General features: G+C 47.7%; 6 protein-coding genes and 1 pseudogene. All 7 read left to right on the forward strand.

What is annotated here, in order from left to right; translation table 11 throughout:
• Positions 1-174 precede the first annotated feature (174 nt).
• The 7 genes and pseudogenes from J7438_RS20325 to J7438_RS20355 all read left to right on the forward strand — a co-directional run bounded on the left by J7438_RS20325 (position 175) and on the right by J7438_RS20355 (position 14,005).
• Positions 175-8,253 carry a hypothetical protein gene (locus tag J7438_RS20325; protein WP_209277987.1) on the forward strand — a complete coding sequence of 2,693 codons (8,079 nt, stop codon included), beginning with the start codon at positions 175-177 and terminating at the stop codon, positions 8,251-8,253.
• A 135-nt stretch (positions 8,254-8,388) separates the two neighbouring features.
• Positions 8,389-8,760, forward strand: coding sequence for a PilZ domain-containing protein (locus J7438_RS20330; RefSeq protein ID WP_101747812.1), 372 nt, complete (start codon positions 8,389-8,391; stop codon positions 8,758-8,760).
• Positions 8,761-8,877: 117 nt separating this feature from the next.
• Positions 8,878-9,162 (forward strand): annotated as a pseudogene (locus J7438_RS20335) (YigZ family protein); the annotation flags it as partial.
• A gap of 132 nt (positions 9,163-9,294) precedes the next feature.
• Positions 9,295-9,927: a YigZ family protein gene (locus J7438_RS20340; RefSeq protein ID WP_209277988.1), complete on the forward strand. Its 633-nt coding sequence runs from the start codon at positions 9,295-9,297 to the stop codon at positions 9,925-9,927.
• Positions 9,928-10,187: 260 nt separating this feature from the next.
• On the forward strand, positions 10,188-11,528 hold the full coding sequence (locus J7438_RS20345; protein ID WP_209277989.1) for an OmpA family protein: 1,341 nt from the start codon (positions 10,188-10,190) through the stop codon (positions 11,526-11,528).
• A gap of 96 nt (positions 11,529-11,624) precedes the next feature.
• Positions 11,625-13,154, forward strand: a complete 1,530-nt coding sequence (locus tag J7438_RS20350; RefSeq protein ID WP_209277990.1) for a hypothetical protein — start codon at positions 11,625-11,627, stop codon at positions 13,152-13,154.
• Positions 13,154-14,005, forward strand: a complete 852-nt coding sequence (locus tag J7438_RS20355; RefSeq protein ID WP_209277991.1) for a hypothetical protein — start codon at positions 13,154-13,156, stop codon at positions 14,003-14,005. The genes J7438_RS20350 and J7438_RS20355 overlap by 1 nt, the downstream gene beginning before the upstream one ends.
• Positions 14,006-14,107 lie beyond the last annotated feature (102 nt).

The following is a 14,107-nucleotide window of genomic DNA, read 5'->3' on the forward strand; positions in this document are numbered from 1 at the left end:
CCTGAAGAGACTGGAAACAGTACGGTTGTAGATGAAGCTAAAGAATCAGGTGATGGTTCTGACGCTACTTATCCCTCATCTTTAGTTGATCAAGGAACTGAAACCAGTCCAGAAACACTCGGGGCGTTCATTACAGGTAGTCAGACCACATCGGTTCCTGAGTCCCTCAAGCCGATGCTTAAAGGGACTGGAACAAGTCCGGTTGGGGATGAAGCCAAGGAATCAGGTGAGAGTTCTGACGTTGCCTCTCTTTCATCCTCAGTTGACCAGGGAACTGGAACCAGCTCAACATCCATAGCGCGGAGTGCGTCCACTTCTGGTACTCAGACCTTACCGGTTCCTGATGGCTCACCCGGGTCAATGCCTGAAGAGACTGGAATCAGTCCGGTTGGGTATGAAGCTGAGGAATCAGGTGAGGGTTCTGACATTGCTTCTTCAGCATCTTTAGTTGATCAAGGAACTGAAACCAGTCCAGAAACACTCGGGGCGTCCAGTACAGGCAGTCAGACCTTATCGGTTACTGATTCACCCGGGCCGATGCCTGAAGAGATTGGAACAAGTCCGGTGGGAAATGAAGCTGGAAAATCAGGTGATGGTTCTGACGTTGCCTCTCTCTTATCTCCCGTTGACCTGGGAACTAAAACCAGTCCAACGTCCGAAGCAACGGGGGCGTTCATTACAGGTAGTCAGACTACATCGGTTCCTGAGTTCCTCAAGCCGATGCCTAAAGGGACTGGAACAAGTCCGGTTGGGGATGAAGCCAAGGAATCAGGTGAGAGTTCTGACGTTGCTTCTCTTTCATCTTCAGTGGACCAGGGGACTGAAACCGGTTCAACATCCTTAGCGCGGCGTGCGTCCACTACAGGCACTCAGACCTTACCGGTTCCTGATGGCTCACCCGGGTCAATGCCTGAAGGGACTGAAAACAGTCTGGTTTTGGGTGAAGCTAAAGGACCAGGTGATGATACTGATGCTACTTCTCCAGCATCTTTAGTTGATCAAGGAACTGAAACCAGTCCAGAAACACTTGGGGCGTCCAGTACAGGCAGTCAGACCTCTTCGGTTACTGATTCACCTGGGCCGATGCCTGAAGAGATTGGAACAAGTCCGGTTGGGGATGAAGCTGGAAAATCAGGTGATGGTTCTGACGTTACATCTTTCTTATCTCCCGTTGACCAGGGAACTAAAACCAGTCCAACGTCTGAAGCACCGGGGGCATTCATTACAGGCAGTCAGACCACATTGGTTCCTGAGTCGCTCAAGCCCATGCCTAAAGGGACTGGAACAAGTCCGGTTGGGGATGAAGCCAAGGAGTCAGGTGAGAGTTCTGACGTTGCTTCTCTTTCATCTTCAGTGGACCAGGGAACTGGAACCAGCTCAACATCCTTAGCGCGGCGTGCATCTACTACAGGTACTCAGAGCTTACCGGTTCCTGATGGCTTACCCGGGTCAATGCCTAAAGAGGCTGGAAACAGTCCGATTGGGTATGAAGCTGAGGAATCAGGTGAGGGTTCTGACATTGCTTCTCCAGCATCTTTAGTTGATCAAGGAACTGAAACCAGTCCAGAAGCACTCGGGGCGTCCAGTACAGGTAGTCAGACCTCACCGGCTACTGATGACTCAATCAGTAAGATGCCTGAAGAGATGGGAGTCAGGCAAAGTCCGGTTGGGGGTGAAGCTGAGGAATCGGTTGGTGGGGCGCGCCCTGTCACTCCTCCTTCCTCTCCAGTGGACACAGAAACTGGAACCGGCCCAATACCCGTAGCGAAAGGGGAAGACGACAAAAACAGTCCACCTCAACAGTTTACTGATGCCTCAACCAGTGCGATACCCGAAACCTCCAGTCGGGGAACCAGTCCGATTTCTGAGGAAGTTGATATCCCAACCAGACCGACTCCTGAGGGTGCTGAAGACAACAAAGCTATAGTCAAGAATGAAGCTGAGAAGTCAGGTGATACTCCTCCTCCATCTGCGGTTGACAAAGGGGTTGAAACCAGTCCGAAGCTTTCAGCTTCAGAGATGACCGCTACCGGTAGTCAGACCTCACCGGCTACTGATGACTCAATCAGTAAGATGCCTGATGAGATGGGAGTCAGGCAAAGTCCGGTTGGGGGTGAAGCTGAGGAATCAGTGGATGGGGCGCACCCTGTTACTCCTCCTTCCTCTCCAGTGGACACAGAAACTGGAACCGGCCCAATACCCGTAGCGAAAGGAGAAGACGACGAAAACAGTCCACCTCGACAGTTTGCTGATGCCTCAACCACTGCGAAAACCGAGAGCGCCAGTCGTGGAACCAGTCCGATTCCTGAGATTATTGACGACAAAAGCAGTCTAATGACAGTGGCCTCAGGAGCGAACGGTGACAACACACCAGCACCCGTATCATCGGAGGTTACTGACAGAAGTAATCAGGCCTCACAGGTTACTGTAGACCCAACCAGTAACACTTCTGAGGTGACTGAAGAAAGCAGCAGTCGAACACCAGCAGAACTTCCAGAGGTGACTTCGCCAACTGCACCGGATCAGGAACTCGGGGAATTGGAGCAGTATTTAAACAATGTTCCCGTTAACCAGGAAGCGGTTCAACTTTCCGGGGTTCATCAGAACACAGTTGCCCTGCAAAAAGCGGTAAACAGTATGGCTGCTAAAGTGGAGCAGTTTAATAACTGGAAGGACGCAGAGATAGCAAAGAAAGAGATTACCTGGCTGGAGGGAGAGGATAGAAAGCTTGAGCCAAGCAATACCCGTTTGCGAAATGCGATTGCCGGGCAAATTCAAACCTTGGGGAAAGATATAGATCAGACCGTTAAGGATTTTAATCATAAATATGGCAATCGCCCTAAAGAGTGTAAAGCACTTGAAGATAGAGCGAGCAGAATCAAAGAAAGTCTGCAGCAGCAAAAAGACAGTATTGATGAATCTAACCGGGCAATAATGGGACCAGCAGTCCAAAAGTGGCTTGCAGATCTTGATAAGACCAGCACTAACTATCCCAACACTAATGACTATATGGAAAAGGTGTTACCAGACCTGGCCAGTGTATTTGCATCTAATAATGGAGAAGCGTGCAGTTACCTGGCGGGTCAAACCATTGATCGGGTATCCAGGGAGTTGGTCAGAAGATGTAACGCAGAGGTTGCTAAAGTTCCCGGTGGTGAAGGGCGTCATTTGGAGCTTCAGAAGCTTTATATGCAGTATGCCCAGAGGTTACAGCAGCTCGACCCACAGAGAATTCCCGCCCGTGTTCATCAGGGAAAATTGAGTATCAGAGGTGAGCAATTTGCCCAGGAAGCTATCCGGCAACAGGAGGCAGAACTGGGTAAGGTATTTGGTGACCCGCAAACCGACGCTGAGGTTTCAGATACAAGTACGTCAGCCAGTGAAAAACAGGCCGCCAGGCTGATAGAGGATGCCCGCATCAGGCCGAGGTTGCTGGCGCTGTTGAACAGCCTGAAGGCAAAGCAGGAAGGCATTACAAATACCGCCGTGGAAAAGGCAGAGGACTTGGATGCTGCATTGACAAAAGGGTTGTTGGATATTCGCGATCAATTCAACCTGCATCCTATGCCGGGTAAGTTCGCTGTTCTGGAAGCCTGCCAGAGTGACCTGAAAAAGCCCAATTCCAAACTGGCTGCTGAGTCAGTTAATCAGCACAAAGGCCAATTAACTGCAAAAAATGGTCAGCCCAGATATAAGAAACTGAAAGAACGTTGTGATGGTTTACGGGAAAAGCTGGACAATGCCAGGGATTTTCCGGAAACAACTGGCCAGAAACTGGAGTTTATGGAGGCATTTCACCAGAAAAGCATTTTCGATTATGAAGCCTTAAAAGATGGTGCAGCGACCACGGAAGGATCTTTTACAGTCACCAGGCTTGGCAGAGGTAAAGGCCCTCTGAGTGAGTTTTTTGCTGGTGTTCCCAATGCCAACTATCGAAAAGCGGATGAAGGGGCAGAAAGTATAGCGATCGATGGCGGCAAACCGGAAGGCATTGTCTTTGAAAAAAACCGGGCTGGCGACTGGCATGGTATGCTGGGCAACAAACATTATACATTACATCCCCGCTTTCTCTACGAGTACCCGAAAAGCAATATTCCCTTTGCCGACAACTGGTTGCCAGTGAGAGCAGATGATGGCAAGCCAGGTATTCTGGTTCTGCAGACTACGGCACAGGAGCCCCGGTATTTCTTGTATGAGCCGGATGGCAAAGGAGAGTTAAAGCCCAGGTCAATAGATGCTACCAGTGACGATGAATTGGTCGATGCCGAGTTTTTGCTGCGGGCAGCAAAAGGCCCTGGTCAGGCCTCCTTCAATATAAAGCCAGATGAGGTCGCCAAGGCCAAAGCCAGAGCGCTCAGAGGTGGCGTACAGTCGGTCCGCGACAAGTGGAATCAAACAAAGAATGCACAGAAAAAGCTGGCTTCGCTATATCACCAAACCCGCATTGACGTGGAAAAACGATCCAGTGATGGGGCTCTGCGGGAATTGATTGGCACCGAGGATCAAAGTGATCTTCTGGCGGGTCGGAAGGTAAGGAAGAGTCAATACACCGATCTTCAGAATAAAAAAGAAAATAAAAAGAAGGTAGGGACTCATCTGGAAAATGCCAGCTTGAAATCAGCGGATCAGCGCTATCAAAACCTCTCACCAGATACCAGTTTTGATCAGGTTGGCAAAGGCTATTATGAGCAGTGCCGGAAGAAATTTGGCAGTAATGAGCTGATTGAACTCGGTGAGAAAAACCTCAAGGTGTTCAAAGCGGGGGCTTTTCATAACATGTCGGTATTTGCCGGTTGTGAAATTAAACCGGATGCACCGGAATGGTCAAAGGGCTCAATCCATGAGGTTGCATCGAACTTTGACAAGGTGGTCAAAGTGAATCGGGACCGGCAGCTGCGATTGAGCGAGGGCGTGGACTATCTAACCAGAAAGCTGGGTACTGCTATTAGAGATAAAAATAAAGATAAAGATAAAGAGCTCGATTTTTACCGGGATGATGAACTGGTCGATTTTGCGATTAATCAGTTTAAGAACGGGCATCTGCCTGAGTCGGTCGGGGTAAATCGTGGCACATTCTGTGATGACCTGGTACAACTGATGCTGGTGAAGAATGAGCGCGATTTCTGTCGCAGCATGGGGCGGCGTATGGACGCTCTGAAAGACAAACTGGCGGTGGTCAGGAGTGAGCGCTTTGGCAGTCAGCAGATGCCTGATGATGAGTTTAAAGGTGCCTGTCAGGCATTGAATCTGGATATGGCGCTACTGGCTGGTGCGCAGAAAGAAGCCAGTGAGCGAATTGAGTCTCACTACCGTCGTGGTCTGGATGAACAAAGCCGGGCCATGATTTCATTTGAGCAAGGCGGGCTGGTCCTGCGTGGCGATCAGCCAAAGATGGCTGAAAAAGCATTTAAATTTGTGCAGAACATGGGGAAAGGCAGGACGTCAAAAGGTAATACATTGGTGTTCCAGCTGGGTACCGGTTACGGTAAAAGTAAAACAATTATTCCCCTGGTTGCCGATCAGGCCTGCAGGAAAGATCACCCTGTTCGGATCATTGCGCCAGCCAATAACCAGGCTGAACTGGACCACTCCCTGACAGGTTATTTTGCTGATTCCGGCGTAACCTACCGCAGACTGGATCTTTTTAAAGATTTTGTGCCCAAGTCCGGCGCTCCCGAGAAATGGTGGTCACCGGCGGTGTTGGAGGATATTAAAGCACAGGTGAGTGCGAAAGCGCCGCTGGGTATCTCCACAAAGGATGTCCTGCTATTAATGACGCTCAGGGACCGACTGAAAACCATTGATGCGGCAGACTACCAGGCTCACTGTAAAGAAACCCCGGCTACGTTGCAAAAAGAGATTCGCTTATTAGACGACATTTTGGATGCATTGCAATACGACGGGCTGAAGGTTGTTGATGAGTATGACCGGTTATCCACACCCAGCAGTAGTGATGAGTTTAAGGAGCAGGCCGCAGATACGAGCCGCGCGCAAAGCGTGCTCGGGACGGAACCGATAAATGAACGCGAAGTGGCCGAATTGCTGGCAGCCTTTTTGAGCGGCAGTAAGAATAAAGTCTGTCTGTCAGCCACCATGGGAACCGGTTTTACCATGGCTGGGTTGACGAAATCGGCCACCGTTCAAGAGGCAGCGAAAAAATGTGAATCGAACGCCATGACAACCCAAGCCAGACTCTTCAACTGGCTATCGAAAACCACGCCTGTCTTGTCCGGTGATACATCCGACCCGGAGAATAGAATTAACGTTCTCAGGCAGGTGATGGAGCGTTCCGGTAAGGATAAACAGATCATTCTGTTTGATGGTAACCATAATGGTGAAGACCGGTTCATGCACGTTAAGAAGGATTATGAATTTCTGAAAGAAGCACGAGGAGGCAAGGTTCGGGGGCTTTTGTACTACAACGAACAGAAACAGCTCTGTTTGTACCATCCGAAACAGGAAAAATTCCAGCAATCGGACGCCGTGGTTTCACCGGAATTGGAGGCGTTGATTCGAAAGAACCCTGAGGATTACGACGTTCGCCTTGACAAGACGCAGGGTACCGGAACGGATTGTCCTCAAAGTTCCACAAGTGTCGGTATCCACCTTGGTATGCTTGAAGATGACAACAGGCGCGGCAATGTAATGACTCAGGAGTTTGGTCGTTTCTCGCGCATGTCGAGCCCTTTAAATTTAAAAGGGGGGCAGGAATTCTTTATGGTGCTTAATACGAAATTCTTGCCACCCAATGGCAGCGTGAGCCACGAGTACCGTGAGAAGCAGAAAGAACTGACCAGTGCCTGTGATCGAGCCGATGAGCGCGCTCAGGAAGCGATGGCAAAACTGCTGGCCGGGTTAGACAATAAGGTGAGTCCTGAGCAGTTACGAGTGATCCATGCCAAACTGCATGTTTCGCCTCCGGATGAGGAAGGCCAATATGACACTAACCTTGAACGTGATCTGGGAACCTTTATCAAATCCTGGGAGTGCAATGTCTTTCCCCATTCGGTGAAAACCGCTCTGGCGGATTTCAAAAGAGCCCAGTGGTATGGGGAGAATCAGTCTCAGGAAACCATAGCTACCATGATGGCACTTCGTGAAGATTCATCGTTTGTAAAAGCCTGTGAGACAAGCTTTGAGCGAGGGAGTAAGCGCGCAGATGTTGATGAGATTTTATCCAATGCTCATACCTGGCGCGGTGACAGGGCTAAAAAGGTGCTTGATAAGGTTGAGCTTGGCCAGGTCATCACTCCGGTGGGAAGTGCGGGTGAATATAACCATCAAGTGTATGTTAAGGAATTTGAAGGTCAGTTGAGAAGTGAAGTTCATAAAGAGTTACAGAAAATAGAAAGGGAGAGCTTTGATAGCTTTAATAAAGACGAATCCCTTGAGGCCGTTGCCAAAAGCGAGTATATGGATGATGCAATTAAAGAATGTATTGCTAAATTACAGGCAAGGGGAATCAGGTCAGATTCTCAGGCAATGATACATAACATTCCACAGGAACTCAAAGAACATTGCGGCCAATTGTGGGCAGAGGCTGATCATTTATATTCAGAAATCAATAGTCTTTGCAATAATGGTAAGCCCATTGGAAATAAAGGGAATAAAGATATCGGACTTGTGGCCACTTCAGGATGGGGTAGAGTCACCGCAGCCAAACAAGAGCTGGATGATAAGCTCCGGGCAGTGCAAGAGCGTGGAGATTTAGCCACACTCACAGAGTTTTGCCGGGAGCAGGGCAGTGTCGTAGAGGTATTTTATCATGAACTGGCCAAAGCATTATCTGCAGTTACATTTGCTTCGGATAAGAATAATAATAATAATTTCGGAAAGTTGTGTGGATTCCTGGGAGAAAGAATGCCGGGGCTTAAGGAAAAATTCAGAAGCGTAGGCGAAAGAAAAAAATATCTCTATCCAGCGAAAAATGGTCTACATCCTACAGAAATCATGTTGACACAAAAATCCGGATTACCAACCGGAAAATGGAACTGGCAAGCCCCTGTTCCAAAATTAGATGATCGATCAAAGAACCAGCTTGTTGCTCTTGAAGATATGAGAAAAGAAGATAATGCCAAACAAATGGCCAGGGCAGAATTAAGCATAGGGGGAGGTGTTCAATTGACGAATTGTCTGGGACGGATTCAGGGCGAGCTGTTGGCCGCTAATAAAAAATATAGAAAAACACTGATAAAAGATGCTGGGCGTACCCAGGATGCAATCGATAGAAGAAAAACAATCAAGTTGCAATGAACATTTGATAATGACGAAATCTATTTCTTTAAGGGAACGTTTGATTAGATTCGAGTTGCGCTATTTGATTTCGGTATTACAAGTATTCAGATGATGGTGTCTGGTTTTCATATTTAAACAAACAAGGCGTGATATATGTCGTTAACACCCAGTGGCAAGGAACGCCGCTCGATTAAGCGTCATCAGTTGCAGGATTATCTGAAAATTTATAACCGCAACACCATGCGAGTTATGGGGAGTATCGGGAACATCAGTTGTAATGGCTTAATGCTGATCAGCTCTGTCCCTGTGTTGATTGGCGCTGTTTATAATATGCGTATTATTCTTCCCGATGATGAGATGGGGGAGCGGTATCTTGATTTTGATTCACGGTGCCACTGGTGCAAGCCTGATGTTGGGCCGGAATATTTTGACTCTGGCTACAGTATTGTCAATGCGGGTCATGATATTATCGATCTGGTTGAAACATTGAAAAGTTACTTTACCTTTGACGAAGTCACAGACTGACGTTTACAGGTAGAATCTTACGTTACCGATCGATTGCTGTCTCAGGTCGTCATGTCTGCTGATTACGTTGTCCCTGCCCAAGTTATAACGGTTGAAACCTAAGTCAAAAAAAGCCGATTTATTACCTGCATTTCTCCGGCCCACTCCTGGCAGGAAGCCTTGGCGTTTGTTGAAGAAAAGCGTATCGAATACCCGGATGCCACGCATCACTGTTCAGCCTTCGTTGCAGGAGCACCGGATGGCGGCGCTGTGGTTGGGTTTGACGACGATGGCGAGCCTTCTGGTACTGCAGGCCGCCCGATGTTGAATGTACTTCAGCATAAGCGTATTGGAGATGTTGTGGGTGTGGTGGTGCGTTACTCTGGTAACCAGAAAAACTTTTCCTACCCATTGACTGAGTGATTGCCTTCATGGCTCAAAAATATCGGGAGGTCTAGTCAATCAAACACATCGTTTTCATCCCCGGAATGGGATAATATTGCTCCTTTCTGGTGGTCATCTATCTCTGACAACCGGTTAATCTTTTAGTGAAACTTGCCCTTTATACCTGCTGATTATTTTGTCCCTGCACAAACCATTACTGTTGAAACAGAGGTCAAGAAAAGTCGATTCATTACCTGGATTGCCCCTGCACTGACCCGTGCAGATGCTATTGCTTTTATTCAATCTATTCGACAAAAGTATCCGGATGCCACTCATCACTGCACCGCTTTTGTTGCCGGTTCTCCGCAGGGGGGAGCCGCTATTGCCTATGATGACGACGGAGAGCCATCGGGGACTGCCGGAAAACCCATGCTTAATGTATTAATGCATAAAGGCATTGGTGAGGTTGTTACGGTTGTAGTTCGTTACTTCGGTGGCATACGCTTGGGCACTGGCGGTTTGGTAAGGGCCTACAGCTCTGCGGTGCAGACTGCCTGTGAGCAGCTAACGCTACAAAAGCGGATTGCTTTGCAAGAGGGCATTATTCGTTGCGACTATTCCCAAGAGCAGTCAGTTCGACATTACCTGGAGCGGTTCAGTGCAAAGCTTATTGAGTGTCATTATGGTGAACAAGTAATGATAACCGTTGCAGTGGCTGGAGATCATGCTTTGCAACTGTCTTCTCAGCTTTTAGAACTTACACGAGGTCAGGTTAGTATTTCCTGGAAAGACGACAGCTTATAAATGCAATAGTCCAGAGAAATCTCACGGCTACTGCATTTCTAAGTCAACTGACCAAATTAATCTCAGTGATTAATCAAGTAAGTGTAACTTTTCTTTGAAGCATTTGAAAAATATAGGTAATATTTTTGGGATAAGTCGAGCAGTGATTGCCCGTTAAAAATAATATACGGATTATTCTAATAATGACATCTCAAAATGTTTTCTGGGGCATGAAGCCTATCGTTTTTGCATGCACGGTTGCTTTATCAGGATGTGCAACCATGCAGAGTGCCGTTGATTCCACCAGTCAGTTTGTAAAAGATCATGCCCCTGTGGTTACCGGTGCTGCAGTCGGGGCAATTGCAGGAGCCGCAGCTTGTAAGCTAAATGGATCGGACAATGTTTTGCTTTGTGCGGCTGGCGGTGCTTTGGCTGGTGCCGCGCTGGGCAAAGTGTGGGACTACCGACAGCAAGTACTGGCAGCAGCGGCAGAAAAGCACGATATTAATATTGAAGTCAAAACCCTGAACACCAATAACCAGCGTTACGTTGTATCTGAAAGTCAGACGACACAAAAAGAAGATAACGCAATGAGTGTGACCGTTCAGGACAACGGCATGTTTGCTACCGGGTCCAGTAAACTTAACCCGAAATCCAAAGATAAATTGCTGGCTGTGGCCCAGGGCTACATCTCCGAGAATAAGAAAATTCAGATAATCGGTCATACTGATAGCTCTGGTTCTGCAGAGCTGAATCAGCGCCTTTCAGAAAAACGTGCCAGATCGGTAGCGCAATTATTTATAGAGGCGGGAATTCCTGAACAGGATATCTATTATCAGGGAGTAGGGGAAAGTCGTCCTGCTGTAGCCAATGATTCAAGCAATGGACGTCAGAAAAACAGAAGGGTTGAAATTGTTGAGGCAGACAGCGAGGCGTCGCTGGTCGCTTATAATATTGCCAGAACTATCAGCAAGGATAACCTGCGCTTTGCAGATGGCAGTAAATCGGTAAAATCAACACCGGTAGACAAGACGGCTGCAGCCAGGGCAAAAGCCCCAATCATGGATTTTGGTGGCAAGCCGGTCGCTTCAGCGAATATGGATTTTTATACTGCTATTGGTGCTCCTGAACGCTCTGTGCCAAGTATTTTCAGCAAGACCTATGCAAACGAGGATTATATTACCCCAATAGCCTGTTATGTTGATGCGCCAAGGGTATCGGGAGGAATAAAAACCGCTAATGGTGAGCAACTCAACTCTGATCAATACAAAATCAGAGATTATGTACCCGGTCTTGCCAAAAGTGCACTCTATGCCAAGATCAATAACCATACTGTCGGCTTGTCTCCTGTGGCAGTCCTGAAAAACAGTTATGAGGCTACATCAAATCCGAATATAAGCCTGAAAACCCCTGATGGTTTGGAAAAATATCAAACGGTAGTCAATACCTATGAAGGTAAGGACTCTTTCCTGTATCGTATTTTTACCGTGAACAAGGCGGCTCCCGTCGGCTGTATTGACCTGGTTTATCCAAAAGATGGTGGCGGTAAGGCAACTGCGGGAGCATTGTTTTACCAGGCTGATGGAACCTATGTAGCAGAGTTTCAACCTGTCAAGTTGTAAACGCTCGTATACAAAAAATCGGTAGCGCAGAGTGCTTTCTGCGCTGCCTTTTGTGGCGAGAATAAAAAGTAAAGGGAACCAAAGGAACGACGTTTTATGGATTTTGCAGACATTCTTCAAAAGTATCAGGCTCTGACATTGATCATAGTTTCCATGGCTTTATTGGCCATTTTTTTGAAAGTCTGGTGGGAGGAAGTGCGCTTTTACTGGTTAAGGGTCTGGAGTGCCATGCCGGTGGTTGGTAAAATTGCAAGTCTGTCGAAGGATATTGACAATATTGATAATAACCAGTGGATGCACAGCGAAAAGACGCTCTGCGCCAATTTCCTTCCCCATTATCAGTCTGTTAATAAAGACGCTGCATTTTACGACAAGTGCACTAGTTATCTGAATAAGGCTCAGGAAACCGGGCGGGACAATCTGCACTTTCTAGGGTGGATACTTATAGCCGCAATGGTCTTTGTGGAGGCGATGGGTTTTTCGTTCGTACTGGCAGGTTACACTATTCCCGGTGCCAGTGAGGCTATGCAGCAATATGGAGCTCTTGGTATAGCATTTCTTATTTCCTGTCTGCTGGTATTTCTGACCCACGAAACCGGAGCAGAACTGCATAAAAACAGACTGGTTGGTAAAATTCGTGCCTGGCATGATCATGGTGATGGCCGTTTGATTCCTCAAAAAGGTGTGACGCTTGAAAATAATGAAATAGATGAGGATTCTGCCATCTATCAGCAATTGCTGAATCGGGTGGATACCAATCCCAATGTGACGGCTTCCCATAAGATTACGATCAGTACCATTGTTTTTGTGCTGCTGGTTGCTGTAGGGGCGACTTATGTTCGTAACTCGGTGATGAATGTTGAACTGACAGAAGATGCAGTATTGATGAATGAATCAGGTGGCGGCGATGTATATGTAGACCCATATGCTGACCCGGTTCTGGCAGACCTGGCACCAACTGTCAATGAAGCCAATCAACAGGCGCAGCAGGAAATCCTGGATGATACGAAGGAAGGAGCATTAGTTACCTTCATTGTTCTTGCTGTGATTTTTGTTTTCCTGCAGATTATGGGTGTTTTGATTGGTTTCTTTAAAGGGTTTGCCGGTAAAGAGTCTAAAAGCGCCAGGGCTTATATTGGCAAGTTCAAAACTCGCGATGAATTTGCAAGGTATTATGACCGCAAGCGCAGTGTAATTGCGCAAATTGCTCAGAAGCATCTTGCCAGCCTGCAGCAAAAAATGGCGAAACGCGCCCAGACCAGCAGTGCCAATGGAACATTAATTCAGCACATAGCAAACCACTCCGATCGCAGCTTCCTTAATTATGTGGATATGGAAGCGGCTAAAGACAATGTTCACCGAAAGACACACTACACCAGGGAGCAAAATTACGTCCAGCATCAGGTGGCAGCATCCGCCTCTGTCAGTGAGGGTGAATCAGGACAACCGGTACAGTCTATCTCTGTTGAATCCACTGGGCTCCCTGATACAGGAGAATCACTGGAAGCCCGGATGGCACGCATCAGGCGTGAGAAGGAGGCCCAAACGATGACAGAAGAGCAGAAAATGGCTGCCATGTCTGATGAAGAGCTTGCCCAGTACATGACGGAAAAGGGAATGATCTGATGTCGTTGTCAAAAGCAGTCGCGGCTTTAACTTTAGCTGCATCAACCCTGTTATCGTTCCCGGCTGGTGCCACCGTCAGAGATGATTTCCCAAGCTGTTATGCCTCATTGGGGGCATCCAGTCCGGTGCAGCCCGATTCCCCTGCCAGGGAACTGTTTGTGATCGTTGATCAGACTCTGAATCCTGATAAAGAGATCAAACGCTCGGTTCACCGTCAGGTACATTCTTTCCTGCAACCGGGCGATCGAATCACATTGATCAAATTCTCTGCATTTATTGCCAATAACTATACGGACGTCGTGCTGAAGGGACAGCTTGACAGGCCATTAAGTACTGAAGCCCGTTATGATATTTCCAAAAAATTGCTCAAACGTTTTGATGCCTGCATGAAAAAACAGCAGGTTCATGTCAGGAAAACTATTGATCAAAAGCTGGCTGTCACGTTTGGCCGCGAAGATATGGATATTCCGAAAACGGAACTGGTCGGCAACCTGAGTGGTTTAGGCGATTCGGTCGTTTCCCGCTCAAATGCACCCCGCAAAGTGGTGCTGCTGTTTTCTGATATGCTTGAAAACTCAGATATCAGCAGCTTTTATCAGTCGGGTTCTTTAAAGAAAATTGATGCAGACGCAGAAATCTCTAAATTCAGAAAAGAAGGTCTGTTGAGCAATTGGGGTGATGCGGAGGTTTTTATTATAGGTGCCGGTCTTATGCCAGCAAAATATGCTAAAGCCTATCGTAGTGAGAATAAAATGAGACCTATCAGGGCTTTCTGGGAGCAATACTTTAAGGGGAGTAATGCCCAGCTTGCAGGCTGGGGCCAGCCGGCATTACTGGAGCAGATCCGTTGACTGTCGGATCAGCTCTGAACTTCTATAACTGACCACACCCAATATGGGGCCGCAAGTTGGGTGTCGTGGCAGGAGTGTAGCTGTGAGGCTACGCCCATCCCG

It is taken from the genome of Thalassotalea sp. G20_0, from assembly GCF_017744175.1.
Taxonomy (GTDB): Bacteria; Pseudomonadota; Gammaproteobacteria; order Pseudomonadales; family Endozoicomonadaceae; genus Endozoicomonas.

What these genes read in the sequence shown, in the direction of transcription:
- J7438_RS20350 (WP_209277990.1), top strand. Translation starts at nt 11,625, where the DNA reads ATGGATTTTGCAGACATTCTTCAAAAGTATCAGGCTCTGACATTGATC.
- J7438_RS20355 (WP_209277991.1), top strand. Translation starts at nt 13,154, where the DNA reads ATGTCGTTGTCAAAAGCAGTCGCGGCTTTAACTTTAGCTGCATCAACC.
- J7438_RS20345 (WP_209277989.1), top strand. Translation starts at nt 10,188, where the DNA reads ATGCAGAGTGCCGTTGATTCCACCAGTCAGTTTGTAAAAGATCATGCC.
- J7438_RS20325 (WP_209277987.1), top strand. Translation starts at nt 175, where the DNA reads ATGCTTAAAGGGACTGGAACAAGTCCGGTTGGGGATGAAGCCAAGGAA.
- J7438_RS20330 (WP_101747812.1), top strand. Translation starts at nt 8,389, where the DNA reads ATGTCGTTAACACCCAGTGGCAAGGAACGCCGCTCGATTAAGCGTCAT.